The sequence below is a fragment of the Clostridium sp. AF32-7AC genome (assembly GCF_003477925.1).
GTDB classification, from domain to species: Bacteria; Bacillota; Clostridia; order Lachnospirales; family Lachnospiraceae; genus Otoolea; species Otoolea fessa.
In genome coordinates, this window is the sequence record NZ_QUEG01000001.1 from 478,892 (window position 1) to 502,264 (window position 23,373).

The window sequence follows — 23,373 nt, forward strand, 5'->3', positions numbered from 1 at the left end:
GGAATGAACGGATGGCAATTATAGATCAGAGCAAAATCAGAAATTTCTGCATCATTGCACATATCGATCACGGCAAATCAACGCTGGCAGATCGTATTATTGAGATGACGGGACTTTTAACGAGCCGTGAGATGCAGGCGCAGGTGCTTGATAACATGGATCTGGAGCGGGAGAGAGGTATTACCATCAAGTCGCAGGCAGTCCGCACGGTATATAAGGCGAAAGACGGTCAGGAGTACATTTTTAATCTAATCGACACGCCTGGACATGTGGACTTTAACTACGAGGTTTCCCGAAGCCTGGCGGCGTGCGACGGCGCGATTCTGGTTGTGGATGCGGCACAGGGAATCGAGGCGCAGACGCTGGCGAATGTATATCTGGCGCTGGATCATGATCTGGAGGTCATTCCGGTGTTAAATAAGATCGATCTGCCGAGTGCGGATCCGGAGCGCGTGGCAGCGGAGATCGAGGATGTGATCGGTCTGGAGGCGTCAGATGCACCGCGCATTTCTGCGAAGACCGGCTTAAATGTCGAGGCAGTTCTGGAGGAGATCGTGCAGAAGATCCCGGCACCGGCGGGCGATCCGGAGGCATCGCTGCAGGCGCTTATTTTCGACTCTCTGTATGATTCTTACAAGGGCGTTATCGTATTCTGCCGTGTGAAGAACGGTACGATCAAAAAAGGCACACGCATGAAAATGATGGCGACCGGAGCGGCTGCCGAGGTTGTGGAGGTCGGATATTTTGGCGCAGGTCAGTTTATTCCGTGCGAAGAGCTTTCAGCCGGTATGGTTGGTTATGTGACTGCCAGTATTAAAAATGTGCAGGATACCCGCGTGGGCGATACGATCACCGATCTGGACAACCCATGCGCAGAGCCGCTTCCGGGTTACAAGAAGGTAACGCCGATGGTATACTGCGGTCTTTATCCGGCGGACGGTGCGAAATATCCGGATTTGCGGGATGCACTGGAAAAATTGCAGCTCAACGATGCAGCGCTCTATTTTGAGCCAGAGACATCGGTAGCGCTGGGCTTTGGTTTCCGGTGTGGTTTCCTGGGGCTTCTTCATCTGGATATTATCCAGGAACGCCTGGAACGCGAGTACAATCTGGATCTTGTGACAACGGCGCCGGGCGTTGTATACCGGGTGCACAAGACGAACGGCGATATGATTGAGCTGACGAACCCGTCAAACCTGCCGGATCCGTCCGAGATTGCCTATATGGAAGAGCCGATCGTGTCGGCGGAGATCATGGTTACGACCGAGTTTGTCGGTGCGATCATGACGCTGTGCCAGGAGCGCCGCGGCGTTTACCTGGGAATGGAGTATATTGAGGCGAGTCGTGCGCTGCTGAAATATGAACTTCCGTTAAATGAGATTATTTATGATTTCTTCGATGCATTGAAATCGCGCTCCCGCGGTTACGCGTCGTTTGATTATGAGTTAAAGGGCTACGAGGAATCCAAGCTGGTAAAACTGGATATTCTCGTCAACCGCGAGGAAGTGGACGCGCTCTCTTTCATCGTATTCGAAGGTTCGGCATATGATCGCGGCAGAAAAATGTGCGAGAAGCTCAAGGATGAGATTCCGCGTCATTTATTTGAGATTCCAATCCAGGCGGCGGTCGGTGGAAAGATCATTGCCCGCGAGACGGTCAAGGCAATGCGGAAGGACGTTCTGGCAAAATGCTACGGCGGCGATATTTCCCGAAAGAGAAAACTTCTGGAGAAGCAGAAGGAAGGAAAGAAACGTATGCGTCAGATCGGAAACGTAGAGATTCCGCAGAAGGCATTTATGAGCGTCCTGAAGCTGGACGAGGAATAATGGAATTATATATACACATCCCGTTCTGCGTCCGCAAATGCCGTTACTGTGATTTTCTTTCGTTTGCGTCCGATGCGTGCGTGCGGGAAAAATATGTGGATCAGCTGATCCTGGAGATTGAAAGCATTCCGGAAGAGGATGCAGGGCAGTGTCCTGAAAATGCGGCGCTGCGGCTAAACCTGACAGGGCGGACGGTGGAGACGATCTTTATCGGCGGCGGAACGCCGTCCCTGCTTCCACCATCGGCGATTGAGCGGATTCTGGCAGCCGTCCGGCAGGTCTTTCGGGTAGAGCCGGATGCGGAGATCACGATGGAGGCGAATCCGGGGACATTGACGCCGGATTCGGCAGCCGGTTACCGGAATGCAGGGGTCAACCGCCTGAGTCTGGGGCTGCAGTCGGCTTCGGAGGAGGAATTGCGGCTTTTAGGGCGGATTCATACGCGGGAGCAGTTTTTACAGAGTTTTCGTGCTGCGCGGGACGCTGGATTTGACAATATCAATGTCGATCTGATGTCGGCGCTTCCGGGACAGTCGGAGGAGAGCTGGCAGGAGACTCTGCGGTTCGTCTGCGACCTTGAACCGGAACATATTTCCGCATACAGCCTGATTGTGGAAGAAGGCACGCCGTTATATGAAGAGTACGGGGAGATGTGCGCGGATCTGGAAAAATACGGCGATTACGCCTCTATGCCAAAGCGTTTACAGACGAAGTATGAAGGCTGCAAATGTCTGCCGGATGAGGAGACAGACCGGAATATGTACCACCACACGAAAACAACACTGGCGAAGCTGGGCTATGAGCGGTATGAGATTTCCAATTATGCCAGACCGGGCTATGCCTGCCGCCACAACATCGGTTACTGGATCGGTGTGGAGTATCTGGGGCTTGGTCTGGGGGCATCCTCGCTGGTGGGCGGGAAACGCTTTCAGGTGACGGCGGATTTGAACCGTTATCTGGTGTTTACGAAAGAAGAACTGGCAGCGGGCGCGCAGTATGAGGAAATACACGAACTGAGCCGTCAGGAGCGGATGGAAGAATTTATGTTTCTGGGGCTGCGGCTGACCGGCGGCGTCCGGACGGCAGAGTTTGAACGCCGGTTTGGCGTGGCGATGGAAGCGGTGTACGGTGAGGTGATCGAGAGGCTTTTGAAAGAAGGATTGTTGGAAGCAGCGGTCCAGACAGATAGCCATATCCGCCTGACGGAATATGGTTTAGACGTCAGTACCTATGCACTGGCGGAGTTTTTGCAATAAGAATAGAAATGTACGCCCAGAGTGCTTTTTGATTTCTGTTTTGCGACGGCAGGAGGAATTTGGGCGCGCATGAAAATTTTGGAGGATGTAGCATGGATTGCACGATACTGCAGTTTATAATCGTCTGCCCGATGGTATTTCTGGCAGGCTTTGTGGATGCGATCGCAGGGGGAGGCGGATTGATTTCACTTCCGGCGTACCTGATCGCCGGGGTTCCGACCCATATGGCGCTCGGAACCAACAAAATGAGTTCCATGATGGGAACGGCAATCGCGACCGGGCGGTTTGCCAAAAACGGTTACATACAGTTTAAGAAGGTGGTCTGGTTTATCGTGGCGGCGCTGATCGGTTCTTCGATCGGTTCGAACCTGACTCTGTTAGTCAGCGATAAGATTTTACAGTATATGATGATCGTGATTCTTCCGATTGTTGCATTTTATGTTATGCGGAATAAGAAAATGGGCGATGATTCGCTGGCGGGCACCCTGCCGGAGCGGAAATCATTCCTGATTGCGCTGGCATCCGCGCTGATCATCGGTATTTATGATGGTTTTTACGGACCGGGAACTGGAACTTTCCTGCTGCTGGTGCTCACAGGAGCGGCGCGCTATACGATGAAAGAGGCGGCGGGTACGACAAAGGCGATCAATCTTTCGTCTAATGTGGCGGCGTTTGTCACATTTGTGATTCACGGCAAGATCATTTACACGCTGGGACTGGCTGCGGCGATCTGCAGTATTTTAGGAAATTATATCGGTTCCGGCCTGGTATTGGGAAATGGACAGAAGATCGTGCGCCCGCTGATTCTGGTGGTGCTGGCGATCCTGTTTGTGAAGATTTTATTGGGAAATTAGAAAAGAAAATTAGAACGATTAGGCGGATTCAGCCGTTTGATACATTTACAGTGAAAATGATGCAAAAATAGCTGCGTGATGAAATGTGAATGTTTGGATGATAAGTCGTTTCAATAAAGAGAGGTAACGAACATGAAATGGAAGAAATTTACGCTGACGACCACCACAGAGGCGGTGGATCTCATCAGCTACACATTGGATGAACTCGGCATCGAGGGCATTGAGATTGAGGACAATATCCCGCTGACCGAGAAAGAGACGAAGGGAATGTTCATCGACATTCTGCCGGAGCTTCCGCCGGATGAGGGCGTGGCGAAGGTAAGTTTTTATCTCGATGAGGATGATGATATCCCGGCGATGATGGCGAAAGTCAAAGAGGCGCTGGAAGAATTGAAGCCGTTTACCGATCTGGGCGCCTGCACGTTTGCAGAATCCGAGACGGAGGATAAGGACTGGATCAACAACTGGAAACAGTATTTCAAACCGTTTACGGTCGATCACATCCTTATCAAGCCGACCTGGGAGACAGTGCCGGAGGAGCACAAAGACAAGCTGCTGATTCAGATCGATCCGGGTACGGCGTTTGGTACGGGCATGCATGAGACAACGCAGCTTTGCATCCGCCAGCTCGAGAAATACGTGACACCGGATTCAGAGGTGCTTGATGTCGGAACCGGAAGCGGTATCTTAGGTATCACGGCGTTAAAACTGGGCGCAAAACACGTATTTGGAACGGATCTGGATGAAAATGCGATCACAGCCGTTGGCGAGAATCTGGAAGCAAACGGAATTGCACCGGAGCAGTTCAAGGTTGTACAGGGCAACATCATCGACGATAAAACAGTGCAGGACGAGGTAAAATACGAGTATTACGACATTGCGGTTGCCAACATCCTGGCAGACGTTATCATCATGCTGCAGAAAGAGCTCCCGGTTCATATTAAGAAAAATGGTATCTTCATTACATCGGGTATCATTGATATGAAGGAAGAGGCAGTCAAGGCGGCATTTGAGGCGAACGATGCCTTTGAGATTGTAGAGATTACCCATCAGGGCGAGTGGGTTTCTGTCACAGCGAGGAAGAAATAATCATGTACCATTTTTTTGTGGAACCGCACCAGATTGGGGCGGAAGAAATCCGGATTGAGGGCGCGGATGTCAACCATATCCGCAATGTTCTGCGGATGAAGCCGGGCGAGGAGATCCTGATCAGCAGCCGTGAGGGCGGCGACTATTTCTGCCGCGTGGAAGAACTGGAACCAGAGTATGTTTCGGCAAAGATTCTGGAAGAATGGGAAAACAAAGAGCTTCCGGCGCGGATTCACCTGTTCCAGGGGCTTCCGAAGGGCGATAAGATGGAACTGATCATCCAGAAGGCGGTGGAGCTGGGGGCATACCGGGTGGTTCCGGTCAGCATGAAGCGCTCGGTTGTCAAGCTGGATGCGAAAAAAGCGGACGCGAAGAGAAAACGCTGGAATGCGGTTTCTGAGAGCGCCGCGAAGCAGTCCAAGCGCAGCCTTATCCCGGAGGTGGCGCCGCTTATGACCTACAAAGAGGCGGTCAAAGAGGTAGCCGGGTACGATATGGTTCTTCTGCCATATGAGTCGGCGGACGGCATCCGGAAAACGAGGGAACTGCTGGCGTCGGTCAAGCCGGGTACGGATATCGCCGTTTTCATCGGTCCGGAGGGCGGTTTTGAGGACGAAGAAGTCGAGCTTGCCAGGGAAAACGGGGCGGAGATCGTAACGCTTGGAAAGAGAATTTTGCGGACGGAGACGGCAGGCTTGTGTATGCTGTCGGCACTGATGCTGCAGTTGGAAGTGTAATTGGAAAATTACAAAGGAGATAGAGATAAAAATGGAAGCCTATTTTGATAATTCAGCGACCACCAAGGTGCTGGACTGCGTAAAGGATGCAGTCGTTGATGCAATGTGTGTCAACTACGGAAACGCGGCGGCGAAGCACAGAAAAGGTGTGGAAGCAGAAAATTTGATTCGCGAGGCAAAGAAGGCGATCGCGGATACACTGAAAGTGCAGGAGAAGGAGATTCTCTTTACTTCCGGCGGAACAGAGTCGAACAATACGGCGCTGATCGGCACGGCGCTGGCAAATCGCAGAGCCGGAAAACACCTTATCACGACCGGTGTGGAACATCCGTCGATCTACAATACGATGTCATTTCTGGAGGAGATGGGCTTTGAGGTGACCTATCTTCCGGTCGATCATCTGGGACATATTTCTCTGGAGGATCTGGAAAAAGCTATCCGCGAGGACACGATCCTGGTGTCTGTGATGTACGTCAATAACGAGGTCGGAGCAGTAGAGCCGATCGAGGCGATCAGCCAGTGCATCAAGAAGAAAAATCCGAAGACATTGTTCCATGTCGATGCGATCCAGGCATATGGAAAATATAAGATCCGTCCGAAAAAACAGGGAATTGACCTGCTTTCCGTCAGCGGACACAAGATCCATGCGCCGAAGGGCGTCGGATTCCTCTATATCCGCGACGGTGTCAAGATCCGCCCGATTCTGTTTGGCGGCGGCCAGCAGAAGGGCATGCGTTCCGGTACGGAAAATGTGCCGGGGTGTGTCGGACTCGGCGTGGCAGCACGCGAGGCGTACAAAGATTTTGATGCACGCATCGAAAAGCTGTATACACTCCGGGAGCACCTGATTGCGGGATTGAAACCGCTCGGCGGCGTCACCATCAACGGCAGTGAGGACCGCACCAACGCGCCGCAGATCGTCAGCGCCAGCTTTGAGGGCGTCCGCAGCGAGGTACTTCTCCATGCGCTGGAGGACAAAGGGGTTTATGTATCGTCCGGTTCCGCCTGCTCGTCCAATCATCCGGGCATCAGCGGTACTTTAAAGGGAATCGGCGTGAAAAAAGAACTTCTCGATTCGACGATCCGGTTCAGTCTGGGTGATCTGAATACCGAGGAAGAAGTAGACTATGCGATCGGCGTTCTGGGAGAGCTGCTTCCGGTACTTCGCCGTTACCAGATGAAATAAAATGGCTGTTTAAAGAATGGCTGTTCAGTTTTTTTGCGGGAAAGCAGAAGAATGACAGCCTGCTGTAGAAAGGAAATTCCATGTTTCATACATTTTTGATTAAATATGCGGAGATCGGCCTGAAAGGTAAAAACCGCTATGTATTCGAGGACGCGCTGGTGTCCCACATCCATCACTCGTTAAAACGTCTCGATGGAAAATTTACTGTAACCAAGGAGGCAGGGCGTATCTATGCGACCGCAGCGGAAGAATTTGATTACGATGAGGTCATCGACGCACTGAAAAAGGTATTCGGTATTGCGGCGATCTGTCCGATGGTCCAGTTAGAGGACAACGGCTATGACGACCTGAAAGCGAAGATTGTTGAGTATGTGGACAAAGCATACCCAGATAAACACTTTACGTTCAAGGTAAACACCCGCCGTGCAAACAAACAGTATCCGCATACCTCCGAGGAAGTCAACCGCGATCTCGGTGAGGTCATCCTGGACGCATTCCCGGAGACAAAGGTAGACGTACACAATCCGGATGTTCTTTTAAATGTGGAACTGCGTGCAAAACGTATCAACGTATACTCTCTGGTGATTCCGGGACCGGGCGGTATGCCGGTCGGAACCAATGGACGCGCGATGCTGCTTTTATCCGGCGGTATTGATAGCCCGGTAGCCGGATACATGATCGCAAAACGCGGCGTTACTATTGAGGCAACCTATTTCCATGCACCGCCATACACCAGCGACCGCGCAAAACAGAAAGTAGTCGATCTGGCAAAACAGGTAGCAAAATACGCAGGTCCGATCAAGTTAAACGTAGTCAATTTCACAGACATCCAGCTCTACATCTACGAGCAGTGCCCGCATGAGGAGCTGACGATTATCATGCGCCGCTACATGATGAAGATTGCGGAAGAGCTGGCGAAGAAAGACGACTGTCTCGGACTCATCACCGGCGAGAGCATCGGTCAGGTAGCATCCCAGACGGTTCATTCCCTGGCGGTTACCAATGCAGTCTGCACACTTCCGGTATTCCGCCCGCTGATCGGTTTCGACAAACAGGATATCGTCGATATTTCCCTGAAAATTGGTACCTACGAGACATCGATCGAGCCGTATGAAGATTGCTGCACCATCTTCGTAGCCAAACATCCGGTTACCAAGCCGGTCCTGCACCTGATTGAAAAATCCGAGCGCAATCTGGAAGAGAAGATAGATGCGCTGGTAAAAGAGGCGATCGATACGGTTGAGGTTATCCGGTGCTAGTCATATATAAAAAAGAATGTGCCTTGGCACATTCGGGCGTCTCGCGCGGTCGCTTGCGACAGTTTTTTGCTTCGCGCGAGTGCGCATCCTCGCGGAGTGTTTTTTCATAGGACGCAGTTCTCTATGAAAAAAAGAACCGCTGCAAAGCGAGTTGCTTAACAGCGGTTTTTTTCGTTTCAAACAGAACCATCTCGATCGTTCTAATGGTTGCTATACAATGTACGGAGCCAGTGTCGTTAAGATCTCATCGATCTGGTTCTCAGAATGGATGTTTAAATCGATCGGTTTAGACAGATCCAGACTGAAGATACCCATGATGGATTTAGCGTCAATCACATAACGTCCGGAAACAAGGTCAAAATCTACGTCGAACTTCGCTAAGTCGTTGACGAAGGATTTAACTTTATCGATCGAGTTTAAAGAAATACGAACTGTTTTCATGAAAAAAACCTCCTCTATCTACAATAATACTTTTATACTACAAAGTAATCTGACAAAAGTCAAGAGAGGATTCAATTTAAAGGAGATAAAAATGAGAAAAGCGGCATTCCACAATCTGGGCTGCAAGGTGAACTCATATGAGACGGAAGCCATGCAGCAGCTCTTAGAGGATGCAGGATATGAGATTGTGCCGTTCCGGGAAGGAGCGGATGTTTATATTATCAACACGTGTTCCGTGACGAATGTTGCCGACCGGAAATCGCGCCAGATGCTGCACCGGGCAAAGAAAATGAACCCGTCGGCGGCTGTTGTGGCGGTCGGCTGTTATGTGCAGGCAGCAGGCGCGGAGCTGAAAAAAGATGAGGCGGTCGATCTGATCGTTGGCAATAACCAGAAAAAAGATCTGGTACAGATCCTGGATGATTATTTTGCAGATCATGAAAACAGCGGTGAGATTCTGGATATCGGACATTCACAGGAATACGAAGAACTCCATATCCGCCGGATTGCTGACCATACGCGTGCCTTTATCAAGGTACAGGACGGCTGCAACCAGTTTTGCAGCTATTGTATTATACCATATACGAGAGGACGCGTCCGCAGCCGCCGCCCGGAGGACATCGAGCACGAGGTGCGCGGGATTGCGGAAGCCGGATACAAGGAAATTGTCTTGACCGGTATCCATTTAAGCTCCTATGGTGTCGATTTCAAGGATGAGCAGCAAGAAAATCTGCTGACTTTAATCAAACGTCTCGACCAGATTCCGGGCATTGAGCGCCTGCGCCTAGGTTCTCTTGAACCACGTATCGTAACCCGCGAATTTGCCAAAGAGCTGGCGAGGCTGCGGACCATCTGCCCGCACTTCCATCTGTCACTCCAGAGTGGCTGTGACGCGACTTTAAAGCGCATGAACCGCCGCTACAACGCTGCTGAATATCAGGCGTGCTGTGAAATTCTGCGGGAAGAATTTGACAATCCGGCGATCACGACCGATGTCATCGTAGGATTCCCGGGCGAGACCGGAGAAGAATTTGCCGAAACAGAACGCTTCTTAAAAGCGATCCATTTCTATGAAATGCATATATTCAAATACTCCCGCCGCGCAGGCACCCGCGCCGCCGATATGCCGGATCAGGTACCAGAAGGAATCAAATCCGTCCGCAGCGATATCCTGCTGGCACTGGAAAAACAGCAGTCCTTAGAATACCGCGGGCGCTTCCTCGGAACCGAAGAAGAAATCCTTCTCGAAGAACCAATCGAGATTGACGGAACCAAATACATGATGGGACACACCCGCCAGTATGTCAAAGGTGCCGTGCCATACGAAGAAGGATTGAAAAATAAGACGGTGAAGGGAATCTTCACGAAGGCACTGAATGAAGAGGTGCTTTTACTGGAAAGTGAATAGAAGACCGTAAACGAAAAAACCAATGATACCCCCAAGATGGGATTCATTGGTTTTTTACATACATATAAAATTTCAAAAAATGACATAAATAGAATATATCGACTTAATAAATTAACCAGTAAGCAATCAATGAACCCCGACGAGATCCTTAATAACCTCCCCGGCAATAATCAGTCCCACTACTGATGGTACAAACGAGATACTACCCGGAATCTGCCGTCTGTCGGTACATTTACGGGCGGTTCCCGGCGGGCAGACACAGTGGGAACGGCAGGAGATTGCCATATCATCGCCCGGAGTCAACGGTTTCTCTTTCGAATAAACCACTTTCAGTTTCTTGATTCCGCGTTTTTTTAGCTCACGCCGCATGACCTTCGCGAGCGGGCAGACGGAAGTCTTATAAATGTCAGTTACCTCAAAGGCAGCCGGATCCAGCTTGTTTCCGGCACCCATCGAGCTGATGATCGGCGTGTGGCTTGCCTCTGCCTGTTCTACCAGCATCAGTTTTCCCGTTACGGTGTCGATTGCGTCGATCACGTAGTCATACTGGGAAAAATCAAATTCCTTCGCGGTATCCGGCATGTAGAATGTCTTGTAGGTGTGGACAACCGCATGCGGGTTGATGGATTTGATGCGTTCCTCAGCGACATCGACCTTGTACTTTCCGATGGTGGAGGTGGTTGCGATGATCTGACGGTTGATGTTGGTTAAGCAGACCTTGTCATCGTCGATGAGATCAAGCGTGCCGACGCCGCTGCGCGCGAGGGCCTCCACCGCATAGCCGCCGACTCCGCCGATGCCGAAGATGGCAACGCGTGCTTTTGATAAACGCTCCATGGCATCCCTGCCGAGGAGAAGTTCAGTTCTGGAAAATGAATTTAACATATGATACTCCCTTGTAATATATTCTGTCAGTAGCTTCACAGTCACAACTGTGCTATACTAAATAATAGCAGGCTCTGTTTCTGAACGTTTTTTACCCATCAGTTCGGTATTTTATTGTAAAGGTGCGGTCTGCGTTTGTCAAGAAAGATATGAAGAAACGCCACAAAGTGTGCAAATAATCGTTACTGTTCACGGGTAGGCACTTTTGGAACCGAAAGTGCCGTAAGAAAACGTGGTGGAAGCAGGAATTTGCCGTATTTAAATGCGAAGCCACGGCAAATTCCGTTACTGGGCACGCGTGCGTGAACAGTAACAACAGGCAAAAAAGGGTTGACAGATATTGCATAAAGTGATAATATGCCTACTAAGCTGATAGGAAAAAGAAAAGGAGTGAAGATCATGAAAGCAGTCAATGGTTTTTGGATGAATACGATGTGTTGCAGCAATGTTTGTACCTGTATGGATCGATGTTGTTGTCGCATTTGTGTACGCGAAAACCAGAAAGCTGGACTTCGGTAAGCGGGGTTTCCGGGGAAAACGGATTTCGTGAATCTTTTTATTCATAAGGGTTAAGGATATAGAAAGAGCGCATCCGCGTACACAGAAAAACAAGCAGGACAGGCGGCAGAAAAGCTGGATTGGACGGCGGTAAATGTGTATAGAGGATGGGCTCTTTTCGCATTTTAAACTTCTTTTGAAGCGAGTTTGTAACTGCTCAGTACCTTCACAGTTACACGAGTTTTTCAAATTGGAAAAGAGTTCTGGAAAAAAGAAGAATCTATAGAAATATATAAAAATTAACAAATATAAAAATCATCACAGATATTAGGAGGAAATCATCATGGCAAACATTTATAAGGGAACACTGGGACTGGTAGGAAACACACCGTTAGTTGAGGTTGTGAATGTTGAGAAAGCGCTGGGACTGGAAGCAACGGTTCTGGTAAAACTGGAGTATTTAAACCCGGCTGGAAGCGTGAAGGATCGTATTGCAAAAGGCATGATTGAGGATGCAGAGAAGAGAGGTGTCCTGAAAGAGGGTTCTGTCATCATCGAGCCGACTTCCGGCAATACCGGTATCGGTCTGGCGTCCATCGCAGCAGCGAAGGGATATCGCATCGTCCTGACGATGCCGGAGACGATGAGCGTGGAGCGCCGCAACATTCTGAAAGCGTACGGTGCAGAGATTGTCCTGACTGAGGGCGCAAAGGGCATGAAGGGCGCGATCGAGAAGGCAGAAGAGCTGGCAAAAGAGACACCGGGCAGCTTCTTAGCCGGTCAGTTTGTCAATCCGGTCAATCCGGCGGTTCACAGAGCAACCACTGGTCCGGAGATCTGGAATGATACCGACGGAAAGGTTGATATCCTGATCGCAGGTGTTGGTACCGGCGGAACTCTGACAGGTACCGGCGAATACTTAAAATCCCAGAACCCGAATGTGAAAGTCGTAGCGCTGGAGCCAGCTTCATCCCCGGTATTAAAGACAGGCAAGGGCGGCGCACACAAGATTCAGGGTATCGGCGCCGGATTTGTACCGGATGTACTGAACACTAAGATTTATGATGAAATTTTCGAGGCGGAGAATGAGGATGCATTTGCGGCAGCAAAACTTCTGGCACACAAAGAGGGCATCTTAGTCGGTATTTCCTCCGGCGCAGCCCTGCATGGTGCGATTGAGCTGGCAAAACGCCCGGAAAATAAGGGGAAAACCATCGTAGCGATTCTTCCGGACAGTGGTGACCGCTATTATTCCACACCACTCTTTACAGAGGACTAAGAGACTAATTATAAGAGACTAATTATAGAAATAGGACTTCCCAGAATGCAGGGAGAGTGTTATAATTAACAGAAAATGAGTGACTGGTTACGTGCGCGTGAACGGTAACAAAACAGCAGAAAAACACAGGACCCGTTTGTTTGGCAGAGCACTGTCAGCGCGGATCCTGTGCTTTTGTTTCATTTCATGAGAATTGTGGTTACTGCACACGGGTAGGCACATTTTTTACATTCTTTTTCTTAAAGAGGATTTTGCAGATAACGGATACAGGAGAATATACAATGAAAACGATTACGATTGAGGAGCTGGAAGCGTTAAAGGATGCGGAGAAGACGATCGTGGACATCCGCCCGCAGGACCAGTATATGCGCGGAACTTTTCCGGGGGCGGTAAGCCTCCCGGCGTCCCGGCTGGAAGAGCAATATGAGGAAGAAACAGCCAGGTTAGACAAAATGCATCCAGTGTACGTGATGTGCCATACCGGTGAGAAGAGCCAGGAGTGGGTGCGTCGTCTGACCGGAGACGGATTTGACGCGGTTAATGTGGAGGGTGGTTACCGTGCGTGGCTGCGCCTCTCCCTCTCACGCTTCGTGGGCGGAGAATCCGAGGCGGATCGAGAGGAAAAACGGGCGAGAATTGAGCAGAGTATTATAAAAAAATTCCGCAAGCCGATCTGGCGGGCGTTTACGCGGGCGCTCAACACCTACGACCTGATTCAGGAGGGCGACAAGATCGCAGTCTGTATCTCAGGCGGCAAGGATTCCATGCTGATGGCGAAACTTTTCCAGGAATTGAAAAAACATGGAAAATTCCAGTTTGAAACCGTTTTTCTAGTGATGAATCCGGGCTACAATGCGGATAACTGGAAGATCATCCAGGACAATGCGAAACTTCTCGGCATTCCGCTGACGGTATTTGAGAGCGATATTTTCGACACGGTGGCGACGATCGAACAGAATCCGTGCTACCTTTGTGCCAGAATGCGACGCGGTCACCTCTATGCACAGGCGAAAGCGCTGGGCTGCAATAAAATTGCGCTTGGGCATCATTTTGATGATGTGATCGAGACGATCCTCATGGGAATGCTGTACAGCGGCAAGATTGAGACGATGATGCCGAAGCTGCACAGCCAGAATTTCGAGGGCATGGAGCTGATCCGCCCGATGTACCTTATCAAGGAAGATGCGGTCAAGGCGTGGCGCGATTACAACGGACTGCAGTTTATACAGTGCGCGTGCCGTTTTACTGAAAATTGCGTGAGCTGCGGAGGCGGACGCGGTTCCAAGCGCGATGAGATGAAGGAATTGATCGCCCATTTCCGCAAGGAGAGCGACGTGATCGAGAAAAATATCTTTAAGAGTGTCCACAATATCAACTTAAAGACTGTGATCGGTTACCACAGGGACGATTGGACGTACAATTTCCTGGATGATTATAATGATAAAAAATAACTTGCCGAATGGGGTAAAGTAGAGTAAAATAAAAAAGAGTAGTTTACCTGCACGCATGGATCCGCAGAGTGACAGAGCGCGGCGGGTATTTAAAAGGACGTGAAGACAAAATGGGTGATATCAGCAATACACAGTTTTTTAGAGCAGTACAGGAAGAGAAGAAGCTGGAGGCAAGCCAGGTTCTGGAACAGGTATATACAGCGCTGACGGAGAAGGGTTACAACCCGATCAATCAGATTGTAGGATATATTATGTCTGGAGATCCGACCTATATTACCAGCCACAAGAGTGCCAGAAGCCTGATTATGAAGGTAGAGCGTGACGAAATTCTGGAAGAGCTTGTGAAGGTATATATTGAGACGAAGCTTCAGTAAAGAGTGGATGCAGCACGGCAATTAAAAAGCGGAAGAGTAAACAGCTGGCGACAACAGTCCAATATCTGACGGGCTGCCAGCTTGTTTTGTTATGGAGAAAATAGAATATGAGAATTATGGGGCTTGATTTTGGATCGAAGACCACGGGAGTGGCAGTCAGCGATCCGTTAGGCATTACAGCACAGGGGATTGAGACGATCACACGGAAGGATGAGAACAAACTTCGCCAGACCTGCGCCCGGATTGAAGAGCTGATCCGGGAATACGAGGTTGGGACGATTGTTTTGGGGTATCCTAAAAATATGAATAATACGCTGGGAGAGCGCGTTGAAAAGACGCTGGCATTTAAAGAGATGCTGGAACGGCGGACGAACCTTCCGGTCGTTATGTGGGACGAGCGCCTGACGACGAATGCGGCGGAGCAGATTCTGATCGAGAGTGGAGTGCGCCGGGAAAACCGGAAGAGCGTGATTGATAAGATTGCGGCAGTATTGATTTTGCAGGGATATTTGGATTTACAGGCACAAGGAAAAGCGGAAGAATAAATTATCAGTGATAAAAATCAATGATTGAAAATAAAGAATAGAAGGAGAATCATAGAATGGGAAACCTGGATTCAATGTTAGATGAACTGAATAATATGGAAAACAGCATCACGCTGAGGGATGAGAACGGCGAGGAAGTGAAGCTGTATGTCCTGGAAGAGACAAAGTTAAATGGCGAGTCCTATCTGCTGGCAAGTGATACGAAGGACGGCGATGGAGAGTGCTATCTGTTGAGAGATACATCAAAGCCGGAGGATGCAGAAGCAGCTTACGAATTTGTGGACGATGACGGAGAACTGGAGTACATGTCCAAGGTGTTTGCGGAGCTGATGAGCGATCTGGGCGTTGATATCGAATAAAAATCTAAAAATCGAATTTTTGGAGGTGCATTGATTGAAAAAGGAAACAAATCATAATAAGGTAAAGATCATACCGCTCGGTGGTCTGGAACAGATCGGTATGAATATGACTGCCTTCGAATATGAAGACAGCATTATTGTAGTAGACTGCGGTATGGCATTCCCGAGCGACGATATGCTGGGAATCGATCTGGTTATCCCGGATGTATCCTATTTAAAGAACAACATTGACAAAGTCAAGGGCTTTGTGATCACGCACGGACATGAGGACCATATCGGCGCGCTGCCGTATGTACTCCGCGATGTTCCGGCACCGGTATACGGCACCAAACTGACGATCGGACTGATTGAGAATAAATTAAAAGAGCATAATATGATGAAGACCGTCCGCCGCAAGGTCGTAAAGCACGGACAGTCCATCAATCTCGGATGTTTTCGGATTGAGTTTATCAAGACGAACCACAGTATCGCAGATGCATCGGCGCTTGCGATCTTCTCCCCGGCTGGTATTATCGTCCACACCGGCGACTTCAAGATCGATTACACACCGGTATTCGGTGAACCGGCGGATCTGCAGCGTTTTGCCGAGCTTGGAAAGAAAGGCGTGCTGGCGCTGATGTGTGACAGTACCAACGCGATCCGTCCGGGATTTACGATGTCGGAGCGCACCGTCGGCAAGACCTTTGATTCGATTTTTGCAGAGCACAAGAACAACCGGATCATCGTTGCGACGTTTGCTTCCAACGTAGACCGTGTCCAGCAGATCATCAATACGGCATACCACTATGGACGTAAGGTAGTGGTCGAGGGTCGAAGCATGGTCAATGTCATCGGCACGGCGAGCGAACTTGGATACATTAATATTCCGGAAAATACACTGATCGACATTGAACATCTGAAAAATTATAAGAAAGAGGATACCGTCCTTATCACGACCGGCAGCCAGGGCGAGTCTCTGGCGGCACTGTCCCGTATGGCGGCAGACCTGCACAAGAAGGTTTCGATTATGCCGGGCGACGTGGTTATTTTAAGTTCCACCCCGATTCCGGGCAATGAGAAAGCCGTTGCAAGAGTTATCAACGAGCTGTCGATGAAGGGCGCAGAGGTTATCAACCAGGATACCCACGTATCCGGACATGCCTGCCAGGAGGAGATCAAGCTGATGTACTCCTTAGTTCGTCCGAAATTCTCGATTCCGGTACACGGTGAATACCGCCACCTGATGGCGCAGCGCAACCTGGCAATCTCAATGGGCATTCCGAAGGAAAATGTCATCCTGATGCGCTCAGGTGATGTGATCGAGATCGGGGACGAGGGCTACCGTGTTGCCGACCATGTACAGGCGGGCGGCATCCTGGTCGATGGTCTGGGCATCGGTGATGTCGGAAATATCGTTCTGCGCGACCGCCAGAACCTGGCACAGAATGGTATCATTATTGTGGTACTGACGTTGGAGAAATACAGCAACCAGCTCTTAGCGGGACCGGATATCGTGTCCCGAGGTTTCGTCTATGTGCGTGAGTCCGAGGATCTGATGGAAGAGGCACAGAGAATCGTGGATGAAGCCGTACAAGGCTGTCTTGAGAAGCACGTGAGCGACTGGGGCAAGATCAAGAACATTATCCGCGACAGCCTGAGTGATTTCCTATGGAAGAAGATGAAGAGAAATCCGATGATTCTTCCGATCATCATGGAAGTGTAGAAGACTGCAAAAGCAGCACGGAGGTGGAATATGAGCCGGAGATCTGGGGAACCCCATATCGCAGTATCAATTCTGGACAGTGTGTTCCGGATCGTTTTTCTGGTACTGACACTGTTTCTGCTCTATGAGGGCGCAACGAAGGGTTACTGGCTGGGGCATGAGATATTTAACCCGACCGCAGTTGAGGCAGAGCCGGGAAGAATGAGAACGGTTACCATCGAGGAAAGCGAAAGCACCTCCGAGGCAGGCGAAGCGCTGGAACGCGTCGGTTTGATTAGGAGCCGCGTGGTCTTTGTGCTGCAGGCAAAGATTTATGAATACAAGATATATCCGGGAACCTATCAGTTCAGCACCGCCCAGACTTCTCTGGAGATGCTGAAGGAGATGGATGAGGCGGCAGCTTCTGCCGCCAGCCCGGAGGAGGATAAAAGTGATAGTAAATGACAGAATTACCGCCTATATCCAGTCGTTGGACGCGGGCAACGGACCGCTGCTCGACTCGATAGAGGAAGAAGCGCTGGCTGACTGCGTGCCGATCATCCGCAGGGAGACCTCCGCATTTCTGAAAACACTGATTGCTCTCAAGCGCCCGCAGTCGATTCTGGAGGTAGGAACGGCTGTGGGCTATTCGGCTTTACTGATGAGCCGTGTGATGCCGGAAAACTGCCGGATCACGACGATTGAGAAGTACGAAAAAAGAATACCGATTGCCAAGCGCAATTTTGAAAGGGCAGGAAAAGAGCCGTGCATTACTTTACTGGAAGGCGATGCGGAAGAGATACTGGGGACGCTTTCCGGCCCTTATGATTTTATATTTATGGATGCGGCTAAGGGGCAGTATATGCACTGGCTGCCTCAGATTTTGCGTCTGCTGCCGTCCGGCGGCGTTCTTCTGTCGGACAATGTCTTACAGGACGGCGATATCGTGGAATCCCGCTATGCGGTCGAGCGCCGCAACCGGACGATCCACACGCGGATGCGCGATTATTTATATGAACTGACACACATGAAAGAATTTGAGACGTCTGTCATTCCGATCGGGGATGGCGTGGCGTTAAGTGTAAAGCGATAAAAGAAAGGAAAAACATGAGAAAACTGGAACTTTTAATCCCGGCGGGCAGCCTGGACGTCCTCAAGACGGCGGTCCTTTACGGAGCCGATGCGGTCTATCTGGGCGGCGAGGCGTTTGGTCTGCGGGCAAAGGCGAAGAATTTTACGAACGAAGAGATCAAAGAGGGCATTGCGTTCGCCCATGAGCGCGGCGTCAAAGTATATATTACAGCAAATATTTTTGCACATAATGATGATTTAGCCGGTGTGGAAGAATATTTCACAGAACTGAAAGAAATCAAGCCGGATGCGCTGATTATTTCCGATCCGGGTGTTTTTGAGATTGCCAGACGCATTCTCCCGGAGATGGAGATCCATATCAGCACACAGGCAAATAATACAAACTACGGGACGTTCCTTTTCTGGTATAAACAGGGCGCGAAGCGCGTGGTAACGGCGCGGGAGCTGTCCTTGAAGGAGATTCGCGAGATCCGCGAACATATTCCGGAGGATATGGAGATCGAGAGCTTCATCCACGGAGCGATGTGCATTTCCTATTCAGGACGATGTCTTCTCAGCAATTTTCTGACGGGGCGCGACGCGAACCAGGGCGCCTGTACTCATCCGTGCCGCTGGAAATATGCGGTGGCGGAGGAGACAAGACCGGGCGAGTGGATGCCGGTCTATGAAAATGAGCGCGGCAGCTATATTTTCAACTCCCGCGACCTGTGCATGATTGAGCACATTCCGGAGATGGTCGAAGCAGGAATCGACAGCTTCAAGATCGAGGGACGCATGAAGACAGCACTCTATGTGGCAACCGTGGCGAGAACCTACCGAATCGCAATCGACGATTATCTGGAAAGCCCGGAAAAATACCAGTCCAAGATGGAGTGGTATAAGAGTGAGATCCGCAAATGTACCCACCGGGAATACATCACTGGATTTTATTTCCATAAACCGGGTACCGAGTCGCAGGTATACGGAAGCAATACTTATGTAAAACCGTACACCTATCTGGGAACGGTCGGCGCTGTGCGCGGGGATGGCCTGGTTCATCTGGAGCAGAAGAATAAATTCAGCGTGGGAGAGACGATCGAGATCATGAAGCCGGACGGACGTAACCTGCGTGTGGAAGTGAAAGGCATCTTTACTGAGGATGGAACCGCGCAGGAGAGCGCACCGCACCCGAAGCAGCAGCTCTGGGTAGACTTAGGCGGTATGGCAAAGCCGCAGGATATCCTGCGGCGTGAGGACGAAGCGCTGGATTTGTAAAGGTGCGGCTGGATGGACATCAGGAGGATGACAGATGGTTTGGTTTTTAGGAGGAACGGCGGTCCTGTGCCTGTTATATTATATCATAATTGTTATTTATTCAGGTGTTTCGACTTCGTTTGCCTTGATCTGGCCCTGCTTGGCGATCTTTTTGGGACTTCTGGCGGCTGGATGGTGGTTTGGCAGCCAGCATGAGGGCAGAATCCCCGTGTGGATCGGCGTTTCCGTCGGGACAGTATGTGCGGCGGGATTTCTGATTCTGGTGATCACGGAGGTTTTGATCGGCTGGAGCGCCATTACGGCAACGGGACAGCCGGCGGACTATGTGATCGTGCTGGGAGCACGTGTGCGCGGCACCAAGATCAGCAATTCCCTAAAGCAGCGTCTGGATCGGGCGATCGAGTATTCGGAGGAATATCCGAACACGGTTCTGGTGCTTTCCGGCGGAAAAGGTCCGGGCGAGGAGATCAGCGAGGCGCGGGCGATGTACGAATATTTACAGTACAACGGGATTCCGGAGGATAAGCTGCTGATTGAAGACCAGTCCTCCGACACGGTGCAGAACATCGAGTTCAGCCGGACGGTGATCGACCGGCAGGAATACAACAAGGCGCAGGCGGCGCGGGCACACCTGATGGAGTTTTACCGTGAGCGCCCGGACGGCGATACCATCCGGATCGGGATTCTGACGAGCAATTACCATGTGTTCCGGGCGGAGGCGATCGCGCGCAGACAGGAGATCGAGCCGGTCGGTGTGGCAGCTGCGTGCGACCCGGTGCTGGCGGTGCACCTGTGGCTGCGGGAGGCATTTGCCGTACTAAAAGACAAATTTATGGGAAGACTGTAAAAAAAAGAAAAAAAGGTGCGATTCAACGTTACTGTTCACGTATGCGTGAACAGTAACGATTCAACAGATGTCTGTATGCACTGTGGAATCGTTTCAGAGAAAGGAAAGACAGCATGACAGTAAAAGATTTGAAGAGCTATCAGATCCTGAATGAAAAACACGTAAAAGAGCTGAATTCTGATGGGATTCTTCTGGAACATAAGAAGACGGGAGCGAGAGTGTTCCTGCTCTCGAATGACGATGAGAACAAGGTATTCTGCATCGGATTCCGTACCCCGCCATCTGACAGCACGGGTGTGCCGCATATCATGGAGCACAGCGTTTTGTGCGGTTCGGCGAAATTTCCAGTCAAGGATCCGTTTGTAGAGCTGGTGAAGGGCTCATTAAATACCTTCTTAAACGCGATGACCTACCCGGATAAGACGGTATACCCGGTTGCAAGCTGCAACGACAAGGATTTCCAGAACCTGATGGACGTCTATATGGACGCGGTTCTGCATCCGAATATCTATAAAGAAGAGAAGATTTTCCGCCAGGAGGGCTGGCATTACGAGATGGAGTCGGCGGACAGCCCGATCACGGTAAACGGTGTCGTTTACAATGAGATGAAGGGTGCATTTTCCTCCCCGGAGGGCGTGCTTGACCGCTACACGCAGAACACGCTTTACCCGGATACCTGCTATACGCATGAGTCCGGCGGCGCCCCGGAGGTTATCCTGGAGCTGACCTATGAGGATTTCCTGAATTTCCACCGCAAATTCTACCATCCGTCCAACAGCTTTATCTATCTGTACGGAAATATGGATATGGCAGAGAAGCTGGACTGGCTGGATCGTGAGTATTTAAGCCACTATGACCGTCAGCCGGTGGATTCTGAAATTCACTACCAGAAGCCGTTTGACGCGCCGAAGGACCGGGAGATCTTCTATCCGATCACTGAGGATGAGCCGGAGGATCACGCAACTTATCTGTCGGTCAATACGGTAGTAGGCGACGATCTCGACCCGATTTTATACATGGCATTTCAAATCCTGGAGTATGTGCTTTTGGACGCGCCGGGCGCCATTTTAAAGAAAGAACTCATCAGCGCCGGGATTGGTCAGGATATCCTGGGAAGCTATGAAAATGGTATTTTACAGCCATATTTTTCTGTCATTGCGAAAAATGCGGATAGCAGCCAGAAAGAGGCATTTTTAAAGACTGTTAAGGGAACTCTTAAGAAGCTGGCAGATGATGGCATCAACCAGAAGAGCCTGCTGGCGGGCATCAATTACTATGAATTCCGCAGCCGCGAGGCAGATTTCGGCAACGCGCCGAAAGGATTGATGTACGGCTTGCAGTGTTTAGATAGCTGGCTGTACGGCGGCGATCCGCTGATGCACCTGGAATATGAGGAGACATTTGCATTCCTCAAAAAAGCAGCAAAGGAAGGATATTTTGAAGAACTGATCCGCAAATATCTCTTAGATAACCCGTTTGAGGCGGTGATCACGGTCAGCCCGAAGCGGGGACTGACGGCGATCGAGGATGAGAAGCTGCGTGAAAAGCTGGAAGCATATAAGAAGAGCCTGGGCGCGGAGGAGATTCAGGCGATCGTGGATGGCACGAAAGAGCTGAAAGAGTATCAGGACACCCCGTCCCCGAAGGAAGATTTAGAGAAGATTCCGCTGTTGAAACGCTCAGATATCCGCAAAGAGGCGGAGAAATTTATCCTGACCGAGCGCGAGATTGGCGGAACCAAGGTGCTGGCACATGAGCTCTTTACCTCAGGCATCGGTTATCTGCGCGTGATGTTCCGTACCGACCGTGTACCGTCCAGGGATCTGCCGTATGTGGGACTTTTGAAAGCAGTGCTTGGATTTGTCGATACGACGAAACACACATACAGCGATTTGTCGGATGAGATCAACTTAAATACCGGCGGTATCACGCTCAGCGTCAGCTCCTATGCGGACAGCCGGAAACAGGGCGCGTTTACCGGTATTTTTACCGCGAGTGCCCGGGTGCTGTGCGAGAAGCTGGACTTTGGATTTTCAGCGATCGCGGAGATTCTGCTTGATTCAATCCTTGATGATGAGAAACGTCTCGGCGAGATTGTGGCGGAGACGAAGTCGAAGAGCCAGATGCGTTTAAATCAGGCGGCACATTCAGCGGCAGTGATGAGAGCCAGCTCCTATTTTTCAGCAGAATCGGCATTTGACGACTGCACGGGCGGAATCGGCTTCTACCAGTTCCTTGAAGAGACGGCAAAGCACTTTGAGGAGAAAAAGGGCGAGGTGATCGCGAAATTAAAAGAGACGGCGGCACGCCTGTTTACGAAAGAAAATATGCTGATAAGCTACACGGCAGCAGCCGACGATCAGGCAGGGCTTGAAGCAGCGCTTCCGCTTTTAAAAGAACGTCTTCCACAGGGCGACGGAACCGTTTATCCGTTTGAGTGGAAAAAAGAGAACTTAAACGAGGGCTTCATGACCTCCTCCCAGGTCAATTATCTGGCGCGCTGCGGCAATTTCGTGGAGAAAGGGCTGGCATACAAGGGCACGCTGCGGACGCTGAAAGTCATTCTCGGATATGATTATCTGTGGATCAATGTCCGTGTCAAGGGCGGCGCTTACGGCGTCATGAATGGAGCCGGACGGTTTGGCGACAGCTATTTCGTTTCCTACCGCGATCCGAACCTGCGTGAGACGAATGAGGTTTACGAGGGTATCGTGCCGTATCTGGAGCAGTTTGAGGCAGACGAGCGTGATATGACGAAATTCGTGATTGGAACCATCAGCGACCTTGATGCGCCGCTTCTGCCGCCGTACAAAGGCATTCGCGCCGACGCGGCCTGGTTTACCGGCGTGACGGATGCGATGATCCAGAAAGAGAGAGACGAGATCCTGGCAGTTACCCCGGAGGATATCCGGGAGCTGGCGCCGATTATCAGGGCAGTGCTCAGTGAGCAGAGCATCTGTGCGATTGGAAATGCAGAAAAAGTCAAGGCAAATCAGGATCTGTTTAAGACGGTGAAGAATCTGTTTAACTAAACAAAATGCAAGTGAAAGGA

Annotated in this window: 21 protein-coding genes; 19 read left to right on the forward strand and 2 right to left on the reverse strand. The window is 50.5% G+C overall.

Going from position 1 to position 23,373, the window contains the following annotated elements; genetic code table 11:
* Positions 1 to 11: 11 nt before the first annotated feature.
* The 7 genes from lepA (at position 12) to thiI (ending at position 8,207) form a co-directional block, all read left to right on the forward strand.
* Positions 12 to 1,826, forward strand: coding sequence for a translation elongation factor 4 (lepA, locus tag DWZ45_RS02240; protein ID WP_118467400.1), 1,815 nt, complete (start codon positions 12 to 14; stop codon positions 1,824 to 1,826).
* Entirely contained in the window at positions 1,826 to 3,082 is a 1,257-nt protein-coding gene (hemW, locus tag DWZ45_RS02245; RefSeq protein WP_118467402.1) for a radical SAM family heme chaperone HemW, read from the forward strand. Before lepA ends, hemW begins: the two co-directional genes overlap by 1 nt.
* 92 nt (positions 3,083 to 3,174) lie before the next feature.
* A complete protein-coding gene (locus DWZ45_RS02250) occupies positions 3,175 to 3,936 on the forward strand; it encodes a TSUP family transporter (RefSeq protein ID WP_107001602.1) in 762 nt (253 codons plus the stop codon).
* Between the two features lie 132 nt (positions 3,937 to 4,068).
* Positions 4,069 to 5,025 carry a 50S ribosomal protein L11 methyltransferase gene (prmA, locus tag DWZ45_RS02255; RefSeq protein ID WP_118467404.1) on the forward strand — a complete coding sequence of 319 codons (957 nt, stop codon included), beginning with the start codon at positions 4,069 to 4,071 and terminating at the stop codon, positions 5,023 to 5,025.
* A gap of 2 nt (positions 5,026 to 5,027) precedes the next feature.
* The gene (locus DWZ45_RS02260; RefSeq protein ID WP_118467406.1) at positions 5,028 to 5,762 is read left to right on the forward strand and encodes a 16S rRNA (uracil(1498)-N(3))-methyltransferase; all 735 of its coding nucleotides are present in this window, start codon (positions 5,028 to 5,030) and stop codon (positions 5,760 to 5,762) included.
* Positions 5,763 to 5,793: 31 nt separating this feature from the next.
* Positions 5,794 to 6,948, forward strand: a complete 1,155-nt coding sequence (locus DWZ45_RS02265) for a cysteine desulfurase family protein (RefSeq protein WP_117795084.1) — start codon at positions 5,794 to 5,796, stop codon at positions 6,946 to 6,948.
* 80 nt (positions 6,949 to 7,028) lie between these two features.
* Positions 7,029 to 8,207: a tRNA uracil 4-sulfurtransferase ThiI gene (gene thiI, locus DWZ45_RS02270; RefSeq protein WP_117795086.1), complete on the forward strand. Its 1,179-nt coding sequence runs from the start codon at positions 7,029 to 7,031 to the stop codon at positions 8,205 to 8,207.
* Positions 8,208 to 8,417: 210 nt separating this feature from the next.
* Here the strand turns inward: thiI and DWZ45_RS02275 are convergent, their stop codons facing one another.
* On the reverse strand, positions 8,418 to 8,648 hold the full coding sequence (locus DWZ45_RS02275; RefSeq protein ID WP_022359725.1) for an HPr family phosphocarrier protein: 231 nt from the start codon (positions 8,646 to 8,648) through the stop codon (positions 8,418 to 8,420).
* A 91-nt stretch (positions 8,649 to 8,739) separates the two neighbouring features.
* Here DWZ45_RS02275 and mtaB point away from each other — a divergent pair, with 91 nt between their 5' ends.
* Positions 8,740 to 10,056 carry a tRNA (N(6)-L-threonylcarbamoyladenosine(37)-C(2))-methylthiotransferase MtaB gene (mtaB, locus tag DWZ45_RS02280; protein WP_118467408.1) on the forward strand — a complete coding sequence of 439 codons (1,317 nt, stop codon included), beginning with the start codon at positions 8,740 to 8,742 and terminating at the stop codon, positions 10,054 to 10,056.
* A 126-nt stretch (positions 10,057 to 10,182) separates the two neighbouring features.
* On the opposite strand, the gene DWZ45_RS02285 is transcribed toward mtaB, so the two are convergent.
* A complete protein-coding gene (locus DWZ45_RS02285; RefSeq protein ID WP_118467410.1) occupies positions 10,183 to 10,941 on the reverse strand; it encodes a tRNA threonylcarbamoyladenosine dehydratase in 759 nt (252 codons plus the stop codon).
* Positions 10,942 to 11,782: 841 nt separating this feature from the next.
* On the opposite strand from DWZ45_RS02285, the gene cysK reads away from it, so the two are divergent.
* From cysK to DWZ45_RS02340, 11 genes are all read left to right on the forward strand, one after another.
* Positions 11,783 to 12,718, forward strand: a complete 936-nt coding sequence (gene cysK, locus DWZ45_RS02290; RefSeq protein ID WP_118467412.1) for a cysteine synthase A — start codon at positions 11,783 to 11,785, stop codon at positions 12,716 to 12,718.
* Positions 12,719 to 12,999: 281 nt separating this feature from the next.
* A complete protein-coding gene (locus DWZ45_RS02295) occupies positions 13,000 to 14,169 on the forward strand; it encodes an ATP-binding protein (RefSeq protein WP_118467414.1) in 1,170 nt (389 codons plus the stop codon).
* 110 nt (positions 14,170 to 14,279) lie between these two features.
* Positions 14,280 to 14,543 carry an IreB family regulatory phosphoprotein gene (locus DWZ45_RS02300; protein WP_022359731.1) on the forward strand — a complete coding sequence of 88 codons (264 nt, stop codon included), beginning with the start codon at positions 14,280 to 14,282 and terminating at the stop codon, positions 14,541 to 14,543.
* Between the two features lie 107 nt (positions 14,544 to 14,650).
* A complete protein-coding gene (gene ruvX, locus DWZ45_RS02305; protein WP_118293431.1) occupies positions 14,651 to 15,088 on the forward strand; it encodes a Holliday junction resolvase RuvX in 438 nt (145 codons plus the stop codon).
* Positions 15,089 to 15,144: 56 nt separating this feature from the next.
* Entirely contained in the window at positions 15,145 to 15,447 is a 303-nt protein-coding gene (locus tag DWZ45_RS02310; RefSeq protein ID WP_107001592.1) for a DUF1292 domain-containing protein, read from the forward strand.
* Between the two features lie 34 nt (positions 15,448 to 15,481).
* Complete coding sequence (locus DWZ45_RS02315; RefSeq protein ID WP_022359733.1) at positions 15,482 to 17,149, forward strand: ribonuclease J; 1,668 nt, start codon at positions 15,482 to 15,484, stop codon at positions 17,147 to 17,149.
* 30 nt (positions 17,150 to 17,179) lie between these two features.
* Positions 17,180 to 17,593: an aminodeoxychorismate lyase gene (locus DWZ45_RS02320; RefSeq protein ID WP_107001591.1), complete on the forward strand. Its 414-nt coding sequence runs from the start codon at positions 17,180 to 17,182 to the stop codon at positions 17,591 to 17,593.
* Positions 17,580 to 18,221: an O-methyltransferase gene (locus DWZ45_RS02325; protein WP_022359735.1), complete on the forward strand. Its 642-nt coding sequence runs from the start codon at positions 17,580 to 17,582 to the stop codon at positions 18,219 to 18,221. The genes DWZ45_RS02320 and DWZ45_RS02325 overlap by 14 nt, the downstream gene beginning before the upstream one ends.
* Positions 18,222 to 18,235: 14 nt before the next feature.
* Complete coding sequence (locus DWZ45_RS02330; protein WP_118467416.1) at positions 18,236 to 19,474, forward strand: U32 family peptidase; 1,239 nt, start codon at positions 18,236 to 18,238, stop codon at positions 19,472 to 19,474.
* A gap of 34 nt (positions 19,475 to 19,508) precedes the next feature.
* Positions 19,509 to 20,321 carry a YdcF family protein gene (locus DWZ45_RS02335; protein WP_107001589.1) on the forward strand — a complete coding sequence of 271 codons (813 nt, stop codon included), beginning with the start codon at positions 19,509 to 19,511 and terminating at the stop codon, positions 20,319 to 20,321.
* 113 nt (positions 20,322 to 20,434) lie between these two features.
* Positions 20,435 to 23,353: an insulinase family protein gene (locus DWZ45_RS02340; RefSeq protein WP_118467418.1), complete on the forward strand. Its 2,919-nt coding sequence runs from the start codon at positions 20,435 to 20,437 to the stop codon at positions 23,351 to 23,353.
* Positions 23,354 to 23,373 lie beyond the last annotated feature (20 nt).